At 67.8% G+C, this 23,612-nt stretch carries 18 protein-coding genes; 6 read left to right on the plus strand and 12 right to left on the minus strand.

The genetic code is table 11. The features are described 5' to 3' along the window. Window positions 1-49: 49 nt before the first annotated feature. Window positions 50-1,321: an aminotransferase class V-fold PLP-dependent enzyme gene (locus Q0263_RS00335; RefSeq protein ID WP_298012178.1), complete on the minus strand. Its 1,272-nt coding sequence runs from the start codon at window positions 1,319-1,321 to the stop codon at window positions 50-52. A gap of 142 nt (window positions 1,322-1,463) precedes the next feature. On the opposite strand from Q0263_RS00335, the gene Q0263_RS00340 reads away from it, so the two are divergent. The 4 genes from Q0263_RS00340 (at window position 1,464) to Q0263_RS00355 (ending at window position 5,134) form a co-directional block, all read left to right on the plus strand. After that, window positions 1,464-2,159 (plus strand): GntR family transcriptional regulator, encoded by a 696-nt coding sequence (locus tag Q0263_RS00340; RefSeq protein WP_298012180.1) that lies wholly within the window; start codon window positions 1,464-1,466, stop codon window positions 2,157-2,159. A 269-nt stretch (window positions 2,160-2,428) separates the two neighbouring features. Then, the gene (locus Q0263_RS00345) at window positions 2,429-3,355 is read left to right on the plus strand and encodes a TRAP transporter substrate-binding protein (protein WP_298012524.1); all 927 of its coding nucleotides are present in this window, start codon (window positions 2,429-2,431) and stop codon (window positions 3,353-3,355) included. A gap of 3 nt (window positions 3,356-3,358) precedes the next feature. Further along, a complete protein-coding gene (locus Q0263_RS00350) occupies window positions 3,359-3,847 on the plus strand; it encodes a TRAP transporter small permease (RefSeq protein WP_298012183.1) in 489 nt (162 codons plus the stop codon). Between the two features lie 9 nt (window positions 3,848-3,856). After that, entirely contained in the window at window positions 3,857-5,134 is a 1,278-nt protein-coding gene (locus Q0263_RS00355; protein WP_298012186.1) for a TRAP transporter large permease, read from the plus strand. 93 nt (window positions 5,135-5,227) lie between these two features. Here the strand turns inward: Q0263_RS00355 and Q0263_RS00360 are convergent, their stop codons facing one another. Genes Q0263_RS00360 through Q0263_RS00375 form a run of 4 tightly spaced genes read right to left on the minus strand, consistent with a single transcriptional unit; the run spans window position 5,228 to window position 8,602 of the window. Next, complete coding sequence (locus Q0263_RS00360) at window positions 5,228-6,235, minus strand: TRAP transporter substrate-binding protein (RefSeq protein WP_298012189.1); 1,008 nt, start codon at window positions 6,233-6,235, stop codon at window positions 5,228-5,230. Between the two features lie 53 nt (window positions 6,236-6,288). Beyond that, window positions 6,289-7,569 (minus strand): TRAP transporter large permease subunit, encoded by a 1,281-nt coding sequence (locus Q0263_RS00365; protein ID WP_298012191.1) that lies wholly within the window; start codon window positions 7,567-7,569, stop codon window positions 6,289-6,291. A 12-nt stretch (window positions 7,570-7,581) separates the two neighbouring features. Then, window positions 7,582-8,052 (minus strand): TRAP transporter small permease, encoded by a 471-nt coding sequence (locus tag Q0263_RS00370; RefSeq protein ID WP_298012194.1) that lies wholly within the window; start codon window positions 8,050-8,052, stop codon window positions 7,582-7,584. Continuing rightward, entirely contained in the window at window positions 8,039-8,602 is a 564-nt protein-coding gene (locus tag Q0263_RS00375) for a gluconokinase (RefSeq protein WP_298012197.1), read from the minus strand. The genes Q0263_RS00370 and Q0263_RS00375 overlap by 14 nt, the downstream gene beginning before the upstream one ends. Before the next feature lie 108 nt (window positions 8,603-8,710). On the opposite strand from Q0263_RS00375, the gene Q0263_RS00380 reads away from it, so the two are divergent. Then, a complete protein-coding gene (locus Q0263_RS00380) occupies window positions 8,711-9,769 on the plus strand; it encodes a LacI family DNA-binding transcriptional regulator (RefSeq protein WP_298012200.1) in 1,059 nt (352 codons plus the stop codon). A 65-nt stretch (window positions 9,770-9,834) separates the two neighbouring features. On the opposite strand, the gene Q0263_RS00385 is transcribed toward Q0263_RS00380, so the two are convergent. Then, a complete protein-coding gene (locus Q0263_RS00385) occupies window positions 9,835-12,510 on the minus strand; it encodes a DNA topoisomerase III (protein WP_298012202.1) in 2,676 nt (891 codons plus the stop codon). A gap of 64 nt (window positions 12,511-12,574) precedes the next feature. Between Q0263_RS00385 and Q0263_RS00390 the strand changes: the two genes are divergently transcribed. Continuing rightward, window positions 12,575-15,112 (plus strand): GDYXXLXY domain-containing protein, encoded by a 2,538-nt coding sequence (locus Q0263_RS00390; RefSeq protein ID WP_298012206.1) that lies wholly within the window; start codon window positions 12,575-12,577, stop codon window positions 15,110-15,112. Window positions 15,113-15,181: 69 nt separating this feature from the next. On the opposite strand, the gene gluQRS is transcribed toward Q0263_RS00390, so the two are convergent. The 6 genes from gluQRS to aceK form a co-directional block, all read right to left on the minus strand. Next, window positions 15,182-16,144 carry a tRNA glutamyl-Q(34) synthetase GluQRS gene (gluQRS, locus tag Q0263_RS00395; protein WP_298012208.1) on the minus strand — a complete coding sequence of 321 codons (963 nt, stop codon included), beginning with the start codon at window positions 16,142-16,144 and terminating at the stop codon, window positions 15,182-15,184. A 30-nt stretch (window positions 16,145-16,174) separates the two neighbouring features. After that, window positions 16,175-16,642 carry a DUF494 domain-containing protein gene (locus Q0263_RS00400; RefSeq protein WP_298012210.1) on the minus strand — a complete coding sequence of 156 codons (468 nt, stop codon included), beginning with the start codon at window positions 16,640-16,642 and terminating at the stop codon, window positions 16,175-16,177. A 136-nt stretch (window positions 16,643-16,778) separates the two neighbouring features. Beyond that, window positions 16,779-18,842, minus strand: coding sequence for an acetyl/propionyl/methylcrotonyl-CoA carboxylase subunit alpha (locus tag Q0263_RS00405; RefSeq protein WP_298012211.1), 2,064 nt, complete (start codon window positions 18,840-18,842; stop codon window positions 16,779-16,781). A 10-nt stretch (window positions 18,843-18,852) separates the two neighbouring features. Then, window positions 18,853-20,454 (minus strand): carboxyl transferase domain-containing protein, encoded by a 1,602-nt coding sequence (locus tag Q0263_RS00410; RefSeq protein ID WP_298012213.1) that lies wholly within the window; start codon window positions 20,452-20,454, stop codon window positions 18,853-18,855. Window positions 20,455-20,563: 109 nt separating this feature from the next. Next, window positions 20,564-21,745 (minus strand): acetyl-CoA C-acyltransferase, encoded by a 1,182-nt coding sequence (locus tag Q0263_RS00415; RefSeq protein ID WP_298012215.1) that lies wholly within the window; start codon window positions 21,743-21,745, stop codon window positions 20,564-20,566. A 9-nt stretch (window positions 21,746-21,754) separates the two neighbouring features. Then, entirely contained in the window at window positions 21,755-23,611 is a 1,857-nt protein-coding gene (aceK, locus tag Q0263_RS00420; RefSeq protein ID WP_298012216.1) for a bifunctional isocitrate dehydrogenase kinase/phosphatase, read from the minus strand. Window position 23,612: the final 1 nt, after the last annotated feature.

A 23,612-nucleotide genomic window follows, 5' to 3' on the forward strand; every position in this document is an offset into this window, starting at 1 on the left:
GATTGTGGCGTTTATCGCTGTTTCTGTATATAGGAGGGGTTCAGCGGTGTTACGACGTGCTTTCCAGCGCTTCCTCATGGCGCGGCGCAGCGGCGGGTGTCGGTTCCTGCGGATGTCGAGCCTGGGGCTTGGCGGTCGTTCGCAGGTGCTTGAGCGCGGCGCCCACGCCGTCGCCCTTGAGTTTGACGCCGGCCATTTCCAGGCCCATTTGGCAGCCGCCCAGCGTGGCGACCAGCGACAGGTCGTTGGCTTCGCCCAGGTGGCCGATGCGGAACATCAGGCCCTTGAGCTTGCCCAGGCCGGCGCCCAGCGACATGTTGAAGTGTTCGTAGATCAGGCGGCGGACCTGGTCGGCGTCCACGCCCTGGGGCATCATCACGCCGGTCAGCACGGGGGAATGGCAGGCTTCTTCCACGCACTGGGTTTCCAGGCCCCAGGCGTTGACGGCGGCGCGGCATGCGGCGGCCAGGCGCTGGTGGCGCGCGAACACGTTGTCCAGCCCTTCTTCCTGGATCATGTCCAGCGCTTCGGACAGGCCGTACAGCAGGTTGGTGTTGGGCGTGTAGGGCCAGTAGCCGGTCTTGTTCATTTCCACGATTTCGTCCCAGGCCCAGAACGAGCGGCCGAGGGTGGCCTGTTTGCTGGCGGCCAGGGCTTTGGGCGAGATCGCATTGAAGCTGATGCCGGGCGGCAGCATCAGGCCTTTCTGGGAGCCGCTGACGGTCACGTCCACGCCCCATTCGTCGTGGCGGTAGTCGGCCGATGCCAGCCCCGAGATGGTGTCGACCATGAGCAGCGCCGGGTGGCCGGCCGCGTCGATGGCGCGGCGCACGGAGGCGATGTCCGAAGTCACGCCGGTGGACGTCTCGTTGTGCACGACGCAGACCGCCTTGATGACGTGCTCCGTGTCCTGCTTCAGGCGGGCCTCGATCATGTCGGCCTGCACGCCGCGGCGCCAGCCCTCGATGCCGGGAAGACCCAGGAATTCAGGCTTGAGCCCCAGGCGCTCGGCCATTTTCTTCCACAGGGTGGCGAAGTGGCCGGTTTCGTACATGAGCACGGTGTCGCCCTTGCTCATGGTGTTGCTGAGGGCGGCTTCCCAGGCGCCGGTGCCGGATGCCGGGTAGATGACGACCGGGTGGCGGGTCTTGAAGATTTTCCCGATGTTGCCCAGGACCTTGCGGCCCAGCGCGCCGAACTCCGGACCGCGGTGGTCGATGGTGGGGTAGCTGATGGCCCGCAGGATGCGGTCGGGGACCGGGCTGGGGCCGGGGATCTGGAGGTAGTGGCGACCGGCGGGGTGGAAGTTCAGATTAGGCATTGCGAGCATCTCCTGGCAAGGAATTAGGGGTAAGATTTATGTGTCGTTATACGTTATACAAAATACAATACCAGAAAGATCAGTCGGACAGTTAGTAAGTGATTACCCTATAAATGTATATTCTGAATATATAATTCAAAAAATGAACACACTTTCCATCAGCGACCTGAGCGTGACGCGTGACACGCTCCACCAACGCGTCGCCGCCCGTCTGCGTGAACTGCTGATCCAGGGCACGCTTCAGCCGGGCGCCAAGCTCAATGAACGCGAACTTTGCGAAATCCTCGGGGTGTCGCGCACGCCGCTGCGCGAAGCCATCCGGCTGCTGGCCGCCGAAGGGATGGTCGTGCTGGAAGCGGGGCGGGGGGCGTTCGTGCCCGTCCTGACCCGGGAAGCCATCGTGGGCGCCTTCGACGTCCTGGCCTCGCTCGAAGGCCTGGCGGGCGAACAGGCCGCGCAGCGCATCACGGACGAGGAACTGGCCGAACTGCGCGCGCTCCAGCACGAAATGCAGGCGGCGTTCGAACGCCGCGATCTGCCGACCTATTACGGGCTCAATGCGCGCGCGCACGACCTGTTCAGCCAGGCGGCCCGCAATCCCGTCCTGCGCGAGATCTGGGGCCAGCTGAACAGCCGCATGCATGCGCTGCGGTTTCGCTCCAACCAGGACGAAAAGAAGTGGATGCATGCGCTCAACGAGCACGCGCAGATCCTGGCGGCGTTGCAGAAGCACGACGCCGTGGCCGCGCGGCAATTGCTGGAGCAGCATCTGCACCGCAAGCGCGATGCGGTGCTCGAGCACCTCGCCACGGTCTATCCCAAGACGGCGGCGCAATAGCGCGGCGTCCGACTCGGGATCGAAGCGGCGCCCGGCGCGCCGTGTCGCAGCCTGGCGCCGGGGCTCTGTGATAACCCTGATTCCCGAGAGTTTTCGTTGCGACGCGTCAGGACTTCGTGTTAGAACACCAAGGGCCTGCGCGCTGTCGCGCGCGGCGCGGCTCCGCTTGGTCGCGAGGGCTGGATAACACCGATATCGGATTTGGGAGACGATGCATGGTTCACGGTAAAAAATTCGCTCGGTGGTTCGCGGCCGCCGCCCTGGTCGGCATGACCGCAGCCACCCCCGTCCTGGCTCAGACCACCCTGAAAATGGCTTACGCCCTGTCGGAGAACTCGCACTACGGCGCGGGCGCCGCGGCTTTTGCCAAGACGCTGGAAGCCAGCATGCCGGATTTCAAGATCCAGCAGTTCCCCAACAGCCAGCTGGGCGGCGAACGGGAAGTGATCGAAGGCCTGCAACTGGGCACCATCGACCTGGCCATCGTGTCCACGGGCGCGACGCTGAATTTCGTGCCGCAGACCGGGGTGTTCGACATCCCCTTCCTGTTCCGTGACCTGGCCCACGCCCGCAAGGTGCTGGACGGCAAGATCGGCCAGGACATGCTGGCCGAATTCCCCAAGCGCGGCCTGGTCGCCCTGGCCTGGGGCGAGCAGGGCTTCCGCCACCTGACCAACAACGTCCGTCCGGTCAAAGAGCCCGCCGACATCAAGGGCCTGAAGATCCGCACGACGGAAAACCCCATCCACATCGCCGCTTTCCGCCAGCTGGGCGTGCTGGCCACCCCCATGGCCTGGCCGGAAGTCGCCACGGCCCTGCAGCAGGGCACCATCGACGGCCAGGAAAATCCGCTGTCGGTGATCGTGTCCGTGAAGATGTGGCAGCTGCAGAAATACCTGTCGCTGACCGCTCACGTGTACGGCCCGGCGCTGGTGCTGATGGCGCCTTCGGTCTATGACGGCCTGTCGGATGCGGACAAGGCGAAATTCAAGGCCGCCGGCGTGGCCAGCGCCCAGGCCATGCGTCAGTTCGTCGACAAGGTCGAAACGGACGGCCTGGAAACCCTGAAGGCCAACGGCATGCAGATCAATACCGTGGACCATGCCGCCTTCGTCAAGGCCGTCGAGCCGGTCTATCCGCAGTATTACAAGCAGTTCGGCAAGGATCTTGTCGAATCCATCCGCAATACTCAGTAAGCGATGCGCGGGCTGGGTCTGATTGACCGGGGTCTGTCCCGGCTGGTGTCCTGGGTGGCCCAGGGTTTGTTGTGGTCGGCCGTGGCGGCCGGCTTCTATCAGGTCCTGGCGCGTTTCGTGCTGGAATCCCCATCCGCCTGGTCCGAGGCCTGGACTCGGGCTTCGATCATCTGGGCGGTCATGCTGGGCATGGCCCTGGCCTTTCGCCAGGGCGCCATGCTGGGCGTCGAGCTGCTGCACAACCTGCTGGCCCCGCGCAAGGCGCGGCTGCTGGAACACCTGGTGCTGCTGATCGTGATCTGCTTCCTGGGCTTCCTGGTCTGGATCGGCGCCGACATGACCTGGCGGGTGCGTTTCCAGAGCACGCCCAGCCTGGGGGTGTCGATCTCGTGGATCTACCTGTCCATTCCGGTCGGGGCCACGCTGGCGCTGTTCGGCGCCCTGGCCTATTGGGCCGAGGACGCCCGCGTGCCCTACGTTGAAACCGTCTAGGGGACTGCCATGTCGCAATTGATGGTCGTCTCCATGCTGCTGTTCTTCGGCCTGACGGTGCCGGTCGCGGTGTCCATCGGCCTGGCCACCATGGTCGGCGTGGGCTTCGACGGGCACATGACCTGGCTGGTGATCGCCCAGCAGCTGTACGCCGCTCTGGACAAATACCCGCTGGTCGCCGTGCCGTTCTTCATCCTGGCCGGCAATCTGATGGAAGAAGGCGGCATTTCCGAGCGCATGGTGGAATTCGCCAAGAGCGTGGTCGGCGGGGTGCAGGGCGGCCTGGCCTGCAGCTGCGTGCTCACCTGCATGATCTTCGCTGCGGTGGCGGGCTCCAGTGTGGCCACGACCTTTGCCGTGGGGGCCATCCTGATTCCCGCCATGGTGAAGCACGGCTATCCGGCCCCCTTCGCGGCGTCCCTGCAGGCTTCCGCGGCGGAACTCGGGGTCATCATCCCGCCATCGATTCCCATGATCCTGTACGCCGTGTCCACGGACACGTCCGTGGGCGAGGTCTTCATTTCCGGGATCGGGCCGGGCCTGCTGATCGTGGTGGGCCTGATGTTCTACGTCTGGCTGTACGCGCGGCGCAACGGCCTGGGCAAGCGCGACGGCGAGAATCGCCTGCCGGTCTGGACCTCGTTCAAGAAGGCCTGGTGGGCGCTGCTGATGCCCGTCATCATCCTGGGCGGCATCTACGGCGGCGTCTTCACGCCCACGGAAGCCTCGGCGGTGGCGGTGGTCTATGCCCTGTTCGTGGGCATCTTCATCTATCGCCGCCTGTCCTTCGCCACGTTGGGACGCACCTTCCACCGCTCCGTGGTGTCCACGGCCATCATCATGTTCATCATCGCCAACGCGGGGGTGTTCGGCTTCCTGCTGAACCGGGCGGGGGTGCCGATGGCTCTGGGCGAATGGCTCGGCCATCTGTTCGGCAGCGAGATCACCTTCCTGCTGGGCGTGAACGTGGCCTTGTTCTTCATCGGCATGTTCATCGAGACCTCGGCGTCCATCGTGGTGCTGGCCCCGCTGCTGCTGCCGGTGGCCACCCAGTTCGGGGTGGATCCAGCGCACTTCGGGGTCATCATGGTGGTGAACCTGGCGCTGGGCATGGTGACGCCGCCCTTCGGCGTGAACCTGTTCGCCGCCTGCACGGTGGCCAAGGTCCCCATCGAACGCCTGATCCGGCCGCTGCTGCCTTTCGTGGGCGTGGTGCTGGCCTGCCTGATGGTCATCACTTACTGGCCGGACCTGTCGCTGTATTTCCGCGACCTGGTGTACCGCTGACCGGCTGTTTGCCGGACGGGAACGAAAAACCCCGACGGATTCGATCCGCCGGGGTTTTTGCTGGTGGCGCGTTCCGCGCAGCGCAGGGATTTCTCAGCTTTTTGCGCGGATTTCCTTCAGCTGATCCTGGACGGCCTGCCACAGTTCGGGGCCGACGGCCTGCTTGATCTGCTCGTTGACCGGGGCGATGGTGCCGCGCATCTGCTGGACCTGGTCCGCGCTGACGGTATTGACCTGCATGCCGTCGGCCTTCAGCTGGGCCAGGGCCTTGTCGGCTTCCGCGCGCGTGTCCTTGCGCTCGAAATCGCGGCTGACCTTGGCCGCCTGCATCAGGATGCCGCGTTCGTCGGCGCTCAGGCCGTCCCACCACTTCTTGCTGGCGGTGACGATCCAGGGGCTGTAGACGTGATTGGTGACGCTCAGGTATTTCTGCACTTCATAGAACTTGCTGGACAGGATGGTGTTGTAGGGGTTTTCCTGCCCATCGACGGTTTTGGTTTCCAGGGCGGTGAACAGTTCCGAGAAGGGCAGCGGCACGGCGTTGGCGCCCAGGCGCTGGAACGTGTCCAGGAACACGTTGTTCTGCATGACCCGCAGCTTCAGGCCCTTGAAGTCCTCGGCGCTTTGCACCGGCTTCTTGCTGTTGGTCAGGTTGCGGAAGCCATTTTCCCAATAGACCAGGCCGACCAGGCCCTTGTCGCCCAGCTTGTCCATGATCTGCTGGCCGGTCTTGCCGTCCAGCACCTGGTCGGCCTCGGCCCCGGAGTTGAACAGGAACGGCGTGTCCCACAAGGCCATTTCAGGGGTGATGCCGACCAGCGTGGCGGTGGACCCGACCATCATCTCCTGGGCGCCGCCGATCAGGGCCTGCTGCATCTGGATGTCCGACCCCAGGGCCGCGGCGCCGATGGCGCGGACTTTCATCTTGCCGCCCGACAGCTTGGCGACTTCGTCGGCGAACACCTGGACGGCGCGCCCCTGGTTGGAATCCTGGTTCAGCCCGTAGCCGAAGCGGATCAGACGGGTGTCGGCGGCGTGGGCCGGCAGGCTCAGGGCGCCGGCCGCCAGGGTGGCGGCGAGGAACAGAGCTTTCAGTTTCATGGGGAGTCTCCTTGGTGGGGATGGATTGCCGTTTGGGGGCGGTTTCTATCGTCTCAGCCCAGCCAGCGGACCGGGGCGATGACGATCTGGGGGAATGCGATGAGCAGGACGAGCAGCAGCAGGTAGACCAGCAGGAAGGGAAGAATGCCTTTGACGACGGCTTCCATGCGCACGCCGCCCACGCCGGCGACCACGTTCAGCACGGTGCCCACCGGCGGCGTGATCAGGCCCAGGCAGCCGGTGAAGACGAACATGAAACCGAAATAGATCGGATCGATGTGCGCCTTCATGGCCAGGGGCAGGCAGACCGGTGCGAAGATCAGGATGATCGGCGTCAGATCCATGGAGGTGCCGACCAGCAGCAGGAACACCACCATGCAGGCCATGAACAGCGTGGGATGGGCCAGGATCGGCTGGAACAACTCGGCGAGCTGGTTGGGCAGGTCGGCCAGCGTGATCATGTAGGCGGCGACGGTCGCGGCGCCGCACAGGAACATCACCACGGCCGTCGTGATGCTGGACGCCACCAGGACGTCGTAGGTGGTCTTCCAGGACAGGGCCTTGTAGATGAAGCGGGACACCAGGAAGGCGTAGACCGCGGCGACCACGGCGGCCTCGGTCGGGGTGAAGACCCCGAAGCGGATGCCGCCCAGGATGATCACCGGCATGAAGATGGCCCAGGTGCTGTCGACGATGACCCGGCGGCGCTCGACGGCGGTGGCGCGCGGAGCGGCAGGCAGTTCGCAGCGGCGGGCCACCATCCGCCAGGCGATCAGCAGGGCGCCGCCCATGAGGATGCCCGGCACGACGCCGCTGACGAACAGCTTGCTGATGGAGGTATTGGTGGTGACGCCGTAGATGATGAAGGGCAGCGAGGGCGGAATGATGGGGCCGATGATGCCGCCCGAGGCCAGCAGGCCCGTGCTGTAGCCCATCGGATAGTTCTGCTGGCGCATCATGGGCACCAGGATCGTGGCCAGGGCGGCCGTGTCGGCGATGGCCGATCCGCTCATCGACGCCAGCAGCACGGCGGCGAAGATGGTCACGTAGCCCAGCCCGCCGGGGATGTGGCCGACGAAGGCGCGCGCCATGTCGATGATGCGCTGGCTCAGGCCGCCCGCGTTCATCAGTTCGCCCGCCAGCACGAAGAACGGCACCGCCAGCAGGGGGAAGCTGTCGAATCCGGCCTGCAGGTTCTGCGCCAGCAGTTGCGTGTTGAAGAAGTCCAGTTGCCACATCAGGGCCACGCCGGACACCAGCAGGGCGACCGCGATCGGGATCCCGATCGCCATGGAGGCGAACAGGACGGCAAGGAACAGCAGCGTGGTTTCCATGGGGATCCTCGTTCAGCCGCGCAGGCGGTCCAGCACGGCTTGTTTGAAGAGCAGGACTTCCATGGCGGCAGCCATGAACAGCGTGGCGGCGGCCGCGATCGACAGGGGGTAGCCGATGACCGGGCTGTGGCTGTGCAGGCCGGCGATCACCTGGTCCCAGGCGCCCTTGACGACCATGCCCAGGACGATGGCGCCGATCACGCTGGCCAGCGCGTCCAGGCCGGCGCGCGTGCGCGGGCCGACGCGGTCGACGATCAGGTCGAAGCTCAGGTGCCGTTTGTCGTAGGCGGTGACGACGGTGCCCATGCAGACCAGCCAGACGAACAGCAGGCGGGACAATTCTTCGTAGACCACCAGGCCGGTGCCGAAGGCGTAGCGCAGCACGACGTTGCTGAAGACGGCGAGAACCATCAGGGCCAGCGTGACGGCCATGAAGGCTTCCGCGGCCCTGCGGATGAGGGGTTTGCGGTCAGGAGCGGGCACGAGGCCTCCTTTGCAGCCAGTCGGCGGCGGTATGCAGGATGTCGTCCAGGGGACGTTCGCTGTCCAGGTGCAGCAGGCCGGCCTCGTCGTGCGGAGGTTCCAGCGCGGCGAACTGGCTGTCGATCAGCGTGGCGGGGAAGAAGTGGCTGGCGCCCCGGCCGGCGACCCGCTGCGCCGCCGCTTCCCGCCCGACTTCCAGCCAGATGAAGGTCAGGTCCGGCACGTAGGCGCGCAGCAATTGCCGGTAGGCGCGCTTCAGCGCGGAACAGCTCAGGACCACGCCCCCGGCGGCGTGGCGCGCAAGCTCCCGTCCCAGGGCTTCCAGCCAGGACCGCCGGTCCTCATCGGTCAGGGGAATCCCCGAACGCATCTTGGCGTGGTTCTGATCGCTGTGGAATGCGTCCCCTTCGATGAACGTCCAGCCGTGCCGCCGCGCCAGCAGTTCGCCGACCGTGGACTTGCCGCTGCCCGAGACGCCCATGACGACGACCGCCTGCCCGGGCGAAGCCGAAGCATGCGGCGAGGGGTGAGATAGCGCTATCTTTTCCATTGAAAAAAAAGGGCTCTTCCGTAAAATTGTGTCCGACGATCGGCGCTGAAGGTGATGAAGCGCAAAGATAGCGCTATCTTTATAGCCTCGACATTAGGGAATTCCTGTATGAACGATGATGTGCCTGCCAAGCCTCGCCCAGCGGCGGCGCCTCGCGGCCGCACCCGGGCGACGGGCCGGGTGACGCTGGCCGACGTTGCCGCGCTGGCCGGGGTCAGTCCCATCACCGCCTCGCGGGTCGTGGCGGGCAAGACCTCGGTGCGGGCGGAACTGGCCGAACGTGTGCGGGCGGCGGTGGCGCAGCTGGGCTACCGGCCGGATCCGTCCGCCCGGGCGCTGGCATCGGCCAAGAGCGGCCACGTCGTGGTGCTGATCCCGCTGCTGTCCAACACCCTGTTCACCGAGTTGCTGGAATCCGTCCAGAACGTCATGTGGGACGCGGGATACCCGATCTTCGTCGGCATCACCCAGTACCAGCCGCAGCGGGAAGCCGCGTTGCTGGAAAGCTACCTGTCCCATCGGCCCGCGGGCCTGATCCTGACGGGCTTCGACCGCAGCGAGGCCCAGCGGCGGCTGATCGCGGACAGCCGCACGCCCTGCGTGCACGTGATGGAGCTGAGCGCGGATCCGACCCTGTATTGCGTCGGCATGTCCCAGAAAGAAGCGGCGCGGACCGTCGCCCGGCATCTGCTGGACCGGGGGCGGCGCCGTATCGCCTTCGTGGGCGCCCAGCTGGACCCGCGCACCCTGGAACGCGCCGAGGGCTTTCGCGGCGCCCTGTCGGCGGCGGGCTGTCACGATCCCCGCCTGGAGTTCCTGTATCCCAGGCCGTCGTCGGCGGCGCTGGGGGCCGAGGCGTTCCGGCGCCTGGTGACGGAACACCCCGACCTGGACGGCGTGTTTTTCTGCAATGACGACCTGGCGCACGGCGCCTTGCTGGAAGCCCTGCGGATGGGCATTCCGGTGCCGGAGCGCGTCAGTGTCGTGGGGTTCAACGACCTGCCCGGCAACGAGCAGATGCTGCCCGCGCTGACCAGCTTGCGCACGCCGCGCCGGGAAGTCGGCGAGGCCGCCGCCCGGATGCTGCTGCAGCTGATCCGGGGAGAGCCGGTGGCCGACCCCGTGCTCGATCTGGGGTTCGAACTGAAGGTCCGGGCCAGCAGCTGACGGGGGCGGGCCGGGACGGGATGCCCCGCCCGCGCCCGGCGGCGCTGTCGTCCGCCGGGCGCGGCTCAGAATGCCGGGCCGTCGTCGTCCGGCGCCGTGGCCGCGGTCTTGCGGGCGGGCGTCTTGCCGGCCTTGGCGGTCGATTTCGCCGGAGCCTTTGCCGCCTTGCTTGTCTTTGCGGCTGTTTTTGCGCTCGTCTTGGCAGGCGCCTTCGCGGCGGCCTTGGTCTTGGCCGGGCCGGCCTTGCCGGCCGCCTTTCCCGCCGTGGCGGCTTTTGCGCCCGCCTTGGCCGGGCGCGGCTCGAATTCGAAGCCGATCTTGCCGTCGTCCTGGCGCACCAGATAGGCCTTGAACTTGCGGTTGGTGCGGCTGGACACGAAGCCGTCGAACAGTCTGGTCTTGCCGGTGGACAGCAGCTGCGTCATCTGGTCGGCGGGGATTTCCTGTTGCAGGATCACCTTGCCGCTGCGGAAGGTGCAGGTCTTGTTCGGCCCCACCGAATGTTCGCAGACGTAGTTCATGCCGTGTTCGTAGACGTGGCCGCCGCATTTCGGGCAGGCGCCCAGCGGCGTCTGGCCGGAGAAATCCACGGCCTCGGTGTCTTCGTCTTCCTTCTGGCCGAAATCGAATTCCAGCTTGAATTCGTCGGTGATGCGCAGCACGGCGGCAAAGGGGCGGCCCATCTTGCTGATGAAGCCGGTCAGCGGCCCCAGCGTGCGTTTTTCCAGCAGTTCCTCGACTTCGGAGACCTCGAAGGTGCGCCCGCCGGGGTGCTTGCCGATGGAGAAGTCGCAGGCCGTGCAGGCGTAGCGGCGGTAGTTCTCCTTGACCACGCCGCCGCACTTCGGGCAGGGGGTCTGCAGGGTCGCGTAGTCGCCCGGGACGGTGTCGCGCTCGTATTCCTTGGCGCGCTTGACGATCACCTGCGTCATCTGCGCGATTTCGCGCATGAAGGATTCGCGGTCCAGCTGGCGCTGTTCGATCAGCTTCAACTGGTGCTCCCATTCGCCGGTCAGTTCGGGCGAGGTCAGTTCGTTGACCCCCAGGCCCGAGAGCAGCGTCATCAGCTGGCGTGCCTTGGCGCTGGGAATCAGGTCGCGGCCCTCGCGGCGCAGATAGGTTTCGTTGATCAGGCCTTCGATGATGGATGCCCGGGTGGCCGGAGTGCCCAGGCCGCGTTCGGACATGGCCTCGCGCAGGGCCTCGTCGTCCACCAGCTTGCCGGCGCCTTCCATGGCCGACAGCAGCGTGGCTTCGTTGAAGCGCGCGGGCGGCTTGGTGACCAGGGCGCGGGCCTCGATGTCCTCGGTGCGCACGCGTTCGCCGTCGGCGACGGCCACCAGGGAACCGTCTTCGCCCTGGGATTCGCGGCCGTAGATGGCCAGCCAGCCCGGCGACACCAGGACCTTGCCTTCGGTCTTGAAGCGATGCCCAGAGACCTGGGTGATGCGGGTCGTGACGCGGAATTCGGCGGCAGGGAAGAACACGGCCAGGAAGCGCCGCGTCACCAGCTCGTAGATCTTGAATTCGGCGTCGCTCAGTTCGCGCGGCACCTGCAGCGTCGGGATGATGGCGAAGTGGTCGGAGATCTTCTTGTCGTCGAAGATGCGCCGATTGGGCTTGACCATCTGCTGCGCCACGGCCTGGGCGGCGAAGGGCCGCACGGAACGCGCCACGCCCGATTCGCTGTCGGCCAGCACCTGCATGGTCTGGCGCACGGTGTTGACGTAGTCCTGGGGCAGGTAGCGGGAATCCGTCCGGGGATAGGTCAGGGCCTTGTGGCGTTCGTACAGGGTCTGGGCCAGGGCCAGGGTGGTCTTGGCGGAAAAGCCGAAGCGGGAGTTGGCCTCGCGCTGCAGGCTGGTCAGATCGAACAGGGCCGGCGACAGCTGGGTGCTGGGCTTGGATTCCTCGGTCACGGTGCCGGGTTGTTCGCGGCAGGCGCTGACCACGCTCTGGGCGGCGCTGGCCGACCACAGGCGGGAGTCGCGGGCGTCCGGGTCCTGTTCGTTCTTCTTGAAATCGGGGTCGAACCAGCGGCCTTCGTACAGGCCGGCGGCGGCGACGAAGGTGGCGTGGACTTCCCAGTAGTCGCGGCTGACGAAGCTGCGGATGCGGTCCTCGCGTTCCATGACGATCGCCAGGGTCGGCGTCTGCACGCGGCCCACAGGGGTCTTGAAGAAGCCGCCGTCCTTGCTGTTGAAGGCCGTCATGGCGCGGGTGCCGTTGATGCCCACCAGCCAGTCGGCCTCGGCGCGCGACCGGGCCGCCGCTTCCAGCGGTTTCATGGTCTCGTCGTCGCGCAGGTTGGCGAAGGCGTCGCGGATGGACGCCTGGGTCATGGACCGCAGCCACAGCCGCTGGATGGGCTTCTTCACGCCGGCGTACTGGACGATGTAGCGGAAGATCAGTTCGCCTTCGCGGCCCGCGTCGCAGGCGTTGATCACGGCGCCCACGTCCTTGCGCTTGAGCAGCTTGACCAGCAGCTTCAGGCGCTCGGCGGAACGCTTGTCGGTCGGGCCGAGCTCGAATTGCGGCGGAATCACCGGTAGGTGCGTAAAACTCCATTTGCCGCGGACCGGGTCGTTGGGCGCCACCAGGCTGAGCAGGTGTCCGACGCTGGACGACAGCACGTATTGCTCGCTTTCGAAGTAGTCGCCTTCGCGGGTGAACCCACCCAGCGCCCGGGAGATATCCAGAGCGACCGAAGGTTTTTCAGCAATAATCAGAGTTTTAGTCATGTGGTTCCATTGGCGGCCGTTTTGCGACCACGATAGCGCGGATCATACGAGGGGGCACCGCACCATGCAAGTCACCACACCCTGGCAGGCAGTCGGCAAGCCGCTCTGGTGGCGCCGGAATCTGGCCCTGGGCATCGGCTTGCTGGCCGCCGTGCTGGCCGGATCCGCCCTGGTGTCCTGGGTGGCCGCCAACTGGGTGCGGATGGGGCCGCAGGCGCGGCTGGCGCTGGTCCAGGGGGGGCTGGCGCTGACCGTCGTCCTGGGGGCGGCGCTGGCCTGGCTGGGCAGCCGCTGGGCCGGTGTGCTGACGGGCGTGGCGGCCCTGGCGACCGGGGCCTTGCTGGCTCTCGTCGGTCAAATATATCAAACCGGCGCTGATCGCTGGCAATTGTTCCTGCTGTGGGCGGCCTTGATCACGCCCTGGCTGTTGCTGGTGCGTTCCGTCTTCCTGACGCTGTTGTGGGCGGCCTTGCTGAACCTGGCGGCCTGGCTGTGGGTTGGCGGCGAAGGCCTCTGGTCCTGGCTGGATGGCGGCCCGGCGGCGGGCGTGTGGCTGGTGGGGCTCAACGCCGGCTTGCTGCTGGCCGTCGAGTGCGGGCGGCGGTTTCTGCGGGATCCCTGGCATCTGGCGCGCCGGGTATTGGCGGCGGCCATGCTGGCGTGGGCCTTCAATGTCGTGGCGCTCGGCTCCGTGGGGCAGGGCGATTATCCGCGGTTGACGCAGGACATGCTGCTGGGCCTGCTTCCGGTGGCGGTCCTGTATGCGGTGTACGGTCATTGGCGCCGGGATCTGGCGGTGGTGGCGCTGGCCTTGCTGGTGGGCATCGGGCAGGTCGGCGCCCTGTGGGTCCGGATGCTGGATTCCCTGGATGGCGTCCTGGGTCTGGCGGTGCTGCTGCTCGCGCTGGTCTGGCTGGCGGCTCATCACCTGCTGCACCTGCGGCGAGCCGGCATGGCGGCCGGACCGCTGCCGGCGGATGCGGCGGATGCCTTGGCGACCGGATCCGGGCCCTCCCTCGGCGAGGTCCTGGACGGCCCGGAAACGGCGGCGCCTGACCAGGATGCGTCGCCCCCCTGGTATCTCACGGTGTTGCGGGTGGGGGTGCTGATTCCGGTCCTGCTGTTGCTGGGATTCTGGGTGGCGGCCAGTTTCGAGCTGGATTCCGCCGCCGACGCCCTGGCGGCCGGGGTCATGCTCATGTGCCCGGGCCTGCTCATGGCCCGGCTGGCCCGTCGCGGCGTCTGGCCGGAGGTCGGCGGGGTGCTGGGCGTGCTGGGGCTGTTGCTGTGCGCGAGCGGAGTGCTGTTCCTGATGGGCGACGATGGGGATCGGCTGACCCGCCTGTCGATTCTGGCGGCCGCCGGCGGGGCGGTCTATGTCTTCTCTCCGCAGTTCTCGATCCGACTGGTGGCGGCGGGTCTGGTGCTGGGCATCGGGTTCTGGCTGAGCGCCCCGGAGGCGACGTACTTCGACTGGCAGGCGGGTGCCCGGGGCGCGGGCGCCGGCGCGTCGCAACTGGCCTGGCGTCTGTGGGTATTCCTGGCCGCCGGAACGGCGCTGTGGGTCTGGTCCGTCCAGGCGGCGCATCGCAGCGGCTGGCGGCCCCTGGCCTGGGCCTCGCTGGCCATGGCGGCGGGCGTGGCCCTGCTGCTTGCGTGGTCGATGCGGCTCCCGGCGCGGGAATGGCCCTGGTTCGGCCAACTGGCCATGTTCCTGTGCGCCTTGTTGCCGGGCTTGCTGCTGGCTGCCTGGATGGCGGCGGTCCGTCCTGCCTTGCCGGCCGTGTTGCGCGCCGGCGTGCCGCTGGCCGCCTGCGTCGCGGGCGTGGGCTGGGTGGATATTCCCGCTTTGTCCGTGGCGCTGGTCTGGCTGGCGCTGGGACGGCTGACCGGCGGGCGGGTGCTGCAGGCGCTGGCCGTGCCGCTGGGCCTGCTGGGGCTGCTGGCTTACTACCTGAATGCCGGAAACGGGGCCAGTCTGCTGGACAAGGCCATGATCCTGGGGCTGACGGCAGCCTGGCTGACAGGCGTGACGGCGGTCCTGGCGGCGCCTCTGCGGCGCGGCGGCAGCGGGCCGGCCAGGCGTCCCCGCTGGCTGCCGGCCGGGATTCTGGCCGGGGGCGCGCTGGTGCTGGGACTCGCCCAGGCGCAGGTCCATCAATATGAAACTCTTCTGGCCCAGGGCCGGTCCGTGGTGCTGGCTTTGGCGCCGGTGGATCCCAGGTCCCTGCTGCAGGGGGACTATATGGCGCTGGACTATGTCGTGCGCCGCGCGGCCGATGACTTGTTGCGTGCGAATCCCGAGACTGAAGGCCAGGTGCGTCGCGCAGGGCGCGGTTGGCTGCTGCTGCGACAGGACGGCCAGGGCGTCTGGCAGTTGCAGGGCATCGTGATCGATCAGCCGCCGGCCGCCACGCCCGACACGGTCGCGCTGGCCTTCCACTGGCGGGATGGTTCCCTGGATTTCGGGGCGGACAACTGGTTCTTCCCGGAAGGGCAGGGCGAACGGTTCGCCAACGCCCGGTATGGCGTGCTGCGGGTCGCGCCCGATGGCGACGGCCTGCTGGCAGGTTTGCTGGATGCCCAGCGGCAGCCGCTGTAATTTCCGGGCGCGGTCGCCCGCAAGGCGGCCAGGCCGCGTAGCGGGGCATTCCCGCGGACGGTCGGGTCGTCAGGGAAAGCGCCGCGCCCACTGAGCAGTCGCCAGCGGCCAGAAATCGTCCGTGGCGGCTGCGGGCAGGCGGGTGAAGCCCAGGGCGCCCCAGGCCCGCTGCAGGGCCTCCAGGGGCTGGTTCAGGTCCAGGGCGGGGGCATGATTCTGCTTGGACAGCTTGCGCCCCTGCGCGTCGAGCACCAGCGGCACGTGCAGCGTGCGCGGGCAGGGCAGGTCCAGCGCCCGCGCCAGCTGGCGCTGGCGCGCCGTGGAATCCAGCAAGTCGGCGCCGCGCACCACGTCGGTCACGCCTTGCAGGCCGTCGTCCACGACGACGGCCAGTTGATAGGCCCACAGGCCGTCGGCCCGGCGGATGATGAAGTCGCCCGCTTCCCGGGCGACGTCCTGGCTTTGCTCCCCCAGCCAGCGGTCCTGGAAGACCTCGGTCCCGGGTTCGACCAGGAATCGCCAGGCCGGCAGCGCCCGTCGGGAGGAAGCCGGACGCCGGGCGTCTGCCCGGGAGGGCTGCGAAACGTGCGCTTCATCCCGCGCCGCGCGGGCGGGGGGGGCATTCCGCGGCGCGCCGGGCCCGGGCCGGCAAGTGCCCGGATACGGCCCCGGCGGCAGTTCGCGCCGGGTGCAGCGGCAGGCGTAGACACGCCCCGCCGCCTGCAATCGCCCGAAGGCCTGTTCATACAGGGCGTGGCGCCGGGTCTGCCAGACGGGCTCTTCGTCCCATCGCATGCCCAGGGCCTGCAGCTGGCGCATGATCACCCGGTCGGCGCCGGGCACGGTGCGGGGCTCGTCGATGTCCTCGATGCGCAGCAGCCAGAGCCCTTCATGGGCGCGGGCATCCAGGTAGCTGGCCAGCGCGGCCGCCAGGGACCCCGCATGCAGCGGGCCGCTGGGGCTGGGGGCGAAGCGGCCGACGTAGCCCCGGTGTCCGGCTACGCGCGGGCCGGCCTGGATCGGGCTGGACATCAGCGGCGATGCGGCGTCGCGCCGTCGAGCCTAGTGGGACAGCCGGCCGTCATCGTCGGTCAGCAGTTCCTCGAACACCAGATGGTCCACTTCGGCCTCCTGGCTCCAGAGCACCATCAGCGCCAGGACCTTGATTTCCGCCAGGGACAGCGGAGAGTGATCCGCCGCCTGGGCCGCTTCGATCAGGATTTCCCGCAGGGCGGGCGGCAGGCTGCCGGAGTGTTCCAGGAAGCTGATGAAGCCGACGGCCTCGGTGCCCAGGGTGGCATATTCTTCGTCGGTGTAGATGCGGGCGGCGCTGCGCTGCGCATCGCGCATGATCGCCAGCGGCAGGCAGCGTTCGGTCGTGCTGGCCAGGTCGCGCAGCCAGTTCAGCGCGTCGTCGATGTCTTCGTGTTCGAAACCGACGGCCGCCAGCTTGTTGGCCAGGATCTCGGCGCGCGGGCAGGCCTGGGGCGTGTAGTAGTTCTCAAACAGATAGACTAGGATATCGTACATGGTGATGGGCGAGGCGGTGTTCCCTGATAGTGTACTTGGCTTGGCAGGGAGAACTCCATGGCCTGCGTTGCTTGTCCACCTCACCGCTTGCACGCGGTTCGGATTCGTCAGGCATTGAATAGCCCGCCGGGGCTATTCAATGTCCGGACTCATCCAGCGCGATCAGCGTTACGCCCTCTGTGACCTGGTCCCCCACGGCGTAGAACACTTCCTGCACGGTGCCGTCGTGGGGCGCCTCGATGGTGTGCTCCATCTTCATGGCTTCCATCACCACCAGCGGCTGGCCTTGCTTGACGGTATCGCCGGTCGCCACCGCCACGGACAGGATCTTGCCGGGCATGGGCGCGGTCAGGCCGCCGCCCGCGTCGTCGGCCTGGCCGCTCGCCAGGGCGATCGGGTCCTGCCAGTCCAGAGTGTGGCGCCGGCCGTCGGCGAAGATGTCCAGCCGGGCACCCTGCAGATAGGCTTCGGCGCGGGTTTCCGTGTCGCCCAGGCGGATGCGCAGGCGGCAGGGATGGCGGCCGTCGGCCTGCCAGTGAAAGGGCTGGAAGGCGCCTTCCTTGCCGATGGCCAGTTGCCAGTCGGCGCCCTGGCGTCGCAGCCGCACCGCGCGGCTGCCCAGGGCGTCCTGCAGCGGCAGGGCGCGTTCGTAGGCGTCGCCCACCCGCCAGCCGTCGGCCAGCTGCCAGGGGCTGGACGGCCGAACGGCCGCGCGGGCGTCCGCCGCCCGGCCCGGGACCGGGGCGGGCAGGGGGTCGGAGCCGGACAGCCCGTCCTGGTGCAGCACGACGGCGACCGCCAGGGCCAGGACGGCGTCCGGCGTCGCTGCCGCCGCCGGGAACAGCCGGTGGTGTTCGCGGGGAATCAGCCCCGTATCCAGGTCCGCCGCCACGAAGGCAGGGTCGTCCATCAGCCGGCCCAGGAAGGCGATGTTGGTGTGCAGGCCCGTGGCCCGCACGGCCGCCAGGGCGTGCAGCATGCGACGGCGGGCCTGTTCCCGGTCCTTGCCGTGCACGATCAGCTTGGCGATCATGGGGTCGTAGTAGGGCGTGATGGCGTCGCCCTCGCGCACCCCGCCGTCCACCCGCACGGGTCCCGTCTGGAAGCCGACGTGGGCGGGCCATTGCAGCGCGTCCAGGCGGCCGATGCTGGGCAGGAAGTCCTTGTCCGGATTTTCCGCGTAGACGCGGGCCTCGATGGCGTGGCCCTGTATCCGCAACTGGTCCTGGGACAGGGGCAGGGGCTCGCCCGCCGCCACGCGCAGCTGCCATTCGACCAGATCCTGGCCGGTGATGGCTTCCGTGACGGGGTGCTCCACCTGCAGCCGCGTGTTCATTTCCATGAAGTAGAAACGCCCGTCGGGCTCGGCGATGAATTCCACCGTGCCGGCGCCGACGTAGCCCACGGCCTGGGCGGCGGCCACGGCGGCCTGGCCCATGGCGGCGCGCCGTTCGGGCGTCATGCCGGGTGCGGGGGCTTCCTCGATGACCTTCTGGAAGCGCCGTTGCACCGAGCAGTCGCGCTCGAACAGGTAGACGCATTGCCCGTGCGTGTCGGCGAAGACCTGGATCTCGATGTGGCGCGGCTTTTGCAGGTAACGCTCGACCAGCACCTGCGGGTTGCCGAAGCTGCTGGCGGCCTCGCGCTGGCAGGACGCCAGCGCGGCGGCGAATTCGCCGTCGGATTCGACGATGCGCATGCCCTTGCCGCCGCCGCCGGCGCTGGCCTTGATCAGGACCGGGTAGCCGATGGCGCGGGCCTGTTCCTGCAGGAAATCGGGTTCCTGTCGGTCCCCGTAGTATCCCGGGACCAGGGGCACGTCGGCGCCCGCCATCAGGGTCTTGGCGGCCGATTTGCTGCCCATGGCGGCGATGGACCGGGCCGGCGGCCCGATGAACGCCAGCCCCGCGTCGGCGCAGGCCTGGGCGAATTCGGCGTTTTCCGACAGGAAGCCGTAGCCCGGATGAATGGCCTGGGCGCCCGTGCGCAGGGCCGCGTCCAGGATGGCGTCGGCCCGCAGGTAGCTGGCCTTGGGTTCCGGGCCGCCGATCGGCACGGCGACGTCGCAGGCCTGCACGTGGCGGGCGCGGGCGTCGGCTTCGGAATAGACCGCGACGGTGCGGATGCCCATGCGGCGTGCGGTGGCGGCGATGCGGCAGGCGATCTCGCCCCGGTTGGCAATCAGGATGGTATCGAACATGGCGGCTTCCTTACATTCTGAACACGCCAAAGCGCGTGGCTTCGGCCGGGGCGTGGCGGGCGGCGGCCAGGCCCAGGCCCAGCACCCGCCGCGTGTCGGACGGGGCGATGATGCCGTCGTCCCACAGCCGCGCCGTGGAATAGTAGGGGTGGCCTTCGTGTTCGTACTGCTCGCGGATGGGTGCCTTGAAGGCGGCTTCCTCTTCGGCGGACCAGTGTCCGCCCTTGCGTTCGATGTTGTCGCGGCGCACGGTGGCCAGCACGCTGGCGGCCTGTTCGCCGCCCATGACCGAGATGCGGGCGTTGGGCCACAGGAACAGCAGTCGGGGGCCGAAGGCCCGGCCGCACATGCCGTAGTTGCCGGCGCCGAAGGAGCCGCCGATCAGCACCGTGAACTTCGGCACGGCGGCGGTGGAGACGGCCGTGACCATCTTGGCGCCGTGGCGGGCGATGCCTTCGTTCTCGTATTTGCGCCCCACCATGAAGCCGCTGATGTTCTGCAGGAACACCAGGGGGATGTTGCGCTGGCAGCACAGTTCGATGAAGTGCGTGCCTTTCTGGGCCGCTTCGGAAAACAGGATGCCGTTGTTGGCGATGATGCCCACCGGCATGCCGTAGATCCGGGCGAAGCCCGTGACCAGCGTGGTGCCGAACCGGGCCTTGAATTCCTCGAAATCGGACGCGTCCACGATGCGGGCGATGACTTCGCGCACGTCGTAGGGCTTGCGGGTGTCCTGCGGAATGATGCCGTCCAGTTCCGCCGGGTCGTGCAGCGGTTCGGCCCAGGGACCGCTGTCGGGCAGGGGGGGGCGGTTCAGCCGGGCGACCGCGTCGCGGGCCAGGCGCAGGGCGTGGGTGTCGTCTTCCGCCAGGTGGTCGGCCACGCCCGACAGGCGGGTGTGCACGTCGCCGCCGCCCAGGTCCTCGGCCGAGACCTCTTCCCCGGTGGCGGCCTTGACCAGGGGCGGGCCGCCCAGGAAGATCGTGCCCTGGTTGCGCACGATGATGGATTCGTCGCTCATGGCCGGCACGTAGGCGCCGCCCGCCGTGCAGGACCCCATCACCACGGCCAGCTGGGCGATGCCCATGGACGACATGACGGCCTGGTTGTAGAAGATGCGCCCGAAATGGTCGCGGTCCGGGAAGACTTCGTCCTGATTGGGCAGATTGGCGCCGCCCGAGTCCACCAGGTAGATGCAGGGCAGGTGGTTCTGCTGGGCGATTTCCTGCGCGCGCAGGTGTTTCTTGACGGTCAGGGGGTAGTAGGTGCCGCCCTTGACCGTGGCGTCGTTGCAGACGATGACGCATTCGGTGCCGCCCACGCGGCCGATGCCGGTGATCAGGCCGGCCCCCGGGGAGGCGTTGTCGTAGACGTCATGGGCGGCCAGGGGGGACAGTTCCAGGAAAGGCGTGCCGGGGTCCAGCAGGCGCTCGACCCGTTCGCGCGGCAGCAGCTTGCCGCGCGCCAGATGCCGGGCGCGGGCCGATTCGCTGCCGCCTTGCCCGGTGCGGGCGATCTGCTGGCGCAGGTCGTCGACCAGGGCGCGCATGGCGCGGGCGTTGTCCTGGAATTCCTGTGATCGCGGGTTGATGCGGGATTCGATGACCGGCATGACGTTTCCTGGGGATAGAAATCGGGTCGCGGGCGCCGCGGCGGGATGGCCGGCGCGGCGCCGCGGGCGGACCGGCGGCGGATGGCGGCCGGCCCGCGAGGGGGAATGCTTACAGCATCTCGATGGCCAGGGCCACGGCTTCGCCGCCGCCGATGCACAGGGACGCGACGCCGCGCTTGCCGCCGGTCTTGCGCAGGGCGCCGATCAGCGTGGTCAGCAGGCGGGCGCCGGATGCGCCGATGGGGTGGCCCAGGGCCGTGGCGCCGCCGTGGACGTTGACCCGGTCATGCGGCAGGTTCAGTTCCTTCATGGCGGCCATGGTGACGACGGCGAAGGCCTCGTTGATCTCGTACAGATCGACGTCCTCGGCCTTCCAGCCGGCCTTGGCCAGCACTTTCTGGATGGCGCCGACCGGAGCGGTGGTGAACCACTGGGGCTCTTGCGAGTGCTGGGCGTGGGCCACGATGCGGGCCAGCGGCTTGGCGCCCAGTTCCTGGGCCTTGGAGCCGCGCATCACCACCAGCGCCGAGGCGCCGTCGGAAATGGACGAGGAATTGGCCGCCGTGACCGTGCCGTCCTTCTTGAAGGCGGGCTTCAGGGTCGGGATCTTTTCCGGCATGGCCTTGAACGGAGCCTCGTCGGTGTCCACGACGGTGTCGCCCTTGCGGCCGGCGATCGTGACGGGCGCGATCTCCCATTTGAAGCTGCCGTCTTCGGAAGCCTGGCGGGCGCGTTTCAGGGATTCCAGGGAGAAGGCGTCCTGCTCTTCGCGGGTGAAGTGGTATTTCGAGACGCAATCTTCCGCGAACACGCCCATGGCCGTGCCGCGCTGGTAGGCGTCTTCCAGGCCGTCCAGGGCCATGTGGTCATAGACCGTGGAATGGCCGTAGCGGTAGCCCTGGCGGCCCTTGAGCAGCAGGTAGGGGGCGTTGCTCATGCTTTCCTGGCCGCCGGCCACCACCACGTCGGCCGATTCGGCCTTGATGATGTCGTGCGCCAGCATGACGGCCTTCAGGCCCGAGCCGCAGACCTTGTGCAGCGTGCTGCAGGCCACGCTCTTGGGCAGGCCGGCGCCCAGGGCCGCCTGGCGGGCCGGAGCCTGGCCCTGGCCCGCCTGCAGGACGTTGCCCATGATGACTTCCTGGACGGCTTCGCCCGCGATGCCGGCGCGTTCGACGGCGGCGCGGATGGCGATGGAGCCCAGTTCATGGGCGGACAGGCCGGACAGGCTGCCCATCATGCCCCCCATGGGGGTGCGGGCTGCAGAGACGATGACGATGGAATCGGACATGGTGAACTCCTAGGGCTGCTGGGCCGGATCCGGGTTGGATGCGGCGGGTTTCAGAGACTGCAGGCGCCGGGCAGGGTCGTAGGGAAAGATGTCTTCGATGCGTCCCTGGGAGGCGCGCGTACGGCAATCTTGCCACCATTCTGCCCGCAATAGTTCGGCGTGGTGTTTTAGAAAGGCGGCGCGCACCCGGGGGTCGCCCAGCAAAAATCGTTCGAATTCTTCCGGGAAAACATCGTTGGAGCCCACGGGATACCAGGGTTCTCCGGACATTTCGGCTTCTTCGTTGGGGGCGGGCGGGATGCGGCGAAAGTGCATTTCCGTCATACGCTGTATTTCGTCATAGTCATAGAAGACCACGCGCCCCAGCCGGGTGACGCCGAAGTTCTTGTACAGCATGTCGCCCGGGAAGATGTTGGCGGCCGCCAGTTCGCGAATCGCCTGCCCGTACTGGCGCACGGCCGATTCCAGCGCGGCGTCGGAGGCCCCGGCCAGGAAGATGTTCAGCGGCGTCATGCGCCGTTCGATGTAGACGTGCTTGAGCACCACCAGATCGTCGGTCTCCTCGATCAGGCTGGGCACCTCGGCCCGCAGGCCTTCCAGCAGGCGGGGTGAGAACCGGCTGCGCGGCAGGGCCACCAGGGAATATTCCCAGGTGTCGGCCATGCGGCCCACGCGGTCGTGCTTCTTGACCATCTGGTATTTGCGCCGCACCGTGGCCTCGTCCATGCCGTCCTTGGCGATGCGGTCGCGGATCAGCTTGAAGACGTAGGGGTAGGACGGCTGGTTGAACACCGTCATGACCATGCCCTGGATCCCCGGGGCGTAGTCGAAATCGTCCCGCGAATGCGCCAGGTGATGCAGGAAGTCGCGGTAGAACAGGGTCTTGCCCTGTTTCTGCAGGCCGATGGTGGTGTAGATCTCGGCCTTGGGCTTGCGCGGAAACAAGGTCGACAGGAATTCCACGTAGGCCGCCGGCGCTTCCATGTCCACCAGGAAGTACGCCCGGGTGAAGCTGAAGAGCGTGCTTAGGTCGTCGCTGGTGTGCAGCAGGGCGTCCAGCTGGATGTGGCCCGAGGGCGTGTGCAGCAGGGCGATGGCGAAGGGATGGATGGCCGTCTGGTTGATCAGGCGCCCGACGATGTAGGCCCCCTTGTTGCGGAAGAACAGGGTGTTGAGCACCTGGATCTGGCAGTCGGGCGCCAGGCGCTTGCCCAGGCCGCGCGGCACCGTGCGGCGCAGGTGGCGCAGGCCCATGCGGGCCAGCTTGCGGGCATCGGTCGGCAGGTCCTGATAGGGCGCGGCCAGGCCGAAATCGGCCGCCATCCGCACCAGGCACGGCAGCAGGCCTTCGGTCAGCGGGTAGTAGGACCGGTAGGTGGACAGGGCGCCGTCGATGTATTCGGTCGCCACGGCCGGGCGCACGAACAGGAAGTCGTTGTTGAAGTAATTGCGGTGCAGGATGCGGCAGGACACCGAATTGAAGAACGTTTCCGCGCATTCGGGCTGCAGGTGGCTGGACAGCAGTCCGATGTAGCAGGCCTTGGCGGCCTGCCAGAATTCCAGCTGCTCGGGCGTCAGGGCGGTGTCGGGGGCGGTCTGCGCCGGCGTGGTGCCGCGCAGCGCCTGGCCCAGCGTGGTGGCGCATTCGCGCACCCGCGTGTCGTAGTATTCGATGCGTTCGCGCGACAGCTGCTGGATGCCGTGCCAGTCGCCGGATTCGAACAGCGATTTGGCCCGCTGGGCGCTGTAGCGGAACAGCGAATAGTGCCGATCGAACCCCGCCAGGATGATGCGGGCCACGGCGTCCGGGGATTGGCCCCGGGGCGTGACCGGCTCGATGTGCTGGTGATCGCCGTCGCTGCGCATG

The organism is uncultured Castellaniella sp. (genome assembly GCF_937988725.1).
Taxonomy (GTDB): Bacteria; Pseudomonadota; Gammaproteobacteria; order Burkholderiales; family Burkholderiaceae_B; genus Castellaniella.

Coding starts and splice junctions, on each gene's coding strand:
- Q0263_RS00335 (WP_298012178.1), bottom strand. CDS start 1,321: ATGCCTAATCTGAACTTCCACCCCGCCGGTCGCCACTACCTCCAGATC.
- Q0263_RS00340 (WP_298012180.1), top strand. CDS start 1,464: ATGAACACACTTTCCATCAGCGACCTGAGCGTGACGCGTGACACGCTC.
- Q0263_RS00345 (WP_298012524.1), top strand. CDS start 2,429: ATGACCGCAGCCACCCCCGTCCTGGCTCAGACCACCCTGAAAATGGCT.
- Q0263_RS00350 (WP_298012183.1), top strand. CDS start 3,359: ATGCGCGGGCTGGGTCTGATTGACCGGGGTCTGTCCCGGCTGGTGTCC.
- Q0263_RS00355 (WP_298012186.1), top strand. CDS start 3,857: ATGTCGCAATTGATGGTCGTCTCCATGCTGCTGTTCTTCGGCCTGACG.
- Q0263_RS00360 (WP_298012189.1), bottom strand. CDS start 6,235: ATGAAACTGAAAGCTCTGTTCCTCGCCGCCACCCTGGCGGCCGGCGCC.
- Q0263_RS00365 (WP_298012191.1), bottom strand. CDS start 7,569: ATGGAAACCACGCTGCTGTTCCTTGCCGTCCTGTTCGCCTCCATGGCG.
- Q0263_RS00375 (WP_298012197.1), bottom strand. CDS start 8,602: ATGGAAAAGATAGCGCTATCTCACCCCTCGCCGCATGCTTCGGCTTCG.
- Q0263_RS00380 (WP_298012200.1), top strand. CDS start 8,711: ATGAACGATGATGTGCCTGCCAAGCCTCGCCCAGCGGCGGCGCCTCGC.
- Q0263_RS00385 (WP_298012202.1), bottom strand. CDS start 12,510: ATGACTAAAACTCTGATTATTGCTGAAAAACCTTCGGTCGCTCTGGAT.
- Q0263_RS00390 (WP_298012206.1), top strand. CDS start 12,575: ATGCAAGTCACCACACCCTGGCAGGCAGTCGGCAAGCCGCTCTGGTGG.
- gluQRS (WP_298012208.1), bottom strand. CDS start 16,144: ATGTCCAGCCCGATCCAGGCCGGCCCGCGCGTAGCCGGACACCGGGGC.
- Q0263_RS00400 (WP_298012210.1), bottom strand. CDS start 16,642: ATGTACGATATCCTAGTCTATCTGTTTGAGAACTACTACACGCCCCAG.
- Q0263_RS00405 (WP_298012211.1), bottom strand. CDS start 18,842: ATGTTCGATACCATCCTGATTGCCAACCGGGGCGAGATCGCCTGCCGC.
- Q0263_RS00410 (WP_298012213.1), bottom strand. CDS start 20,454: ATGCCGGTCATCGAATCCCGCATCAACCCGCGATCACAGGAATTCCAG.
- Q0263_RS00415 (WP_298012215.1), bottom strand. CDS start 21,745: ATGTCCGATTCCATCGTCATCGTCTCTGCAGCCCGCACCCCCATGGGG.
- aceK (WP_298012216.1), bottom strand. CDS start 23,611: ATGCGCAGCGACGGCGATCACCAGCACATCGAGCCGGTCACGCCCCGG.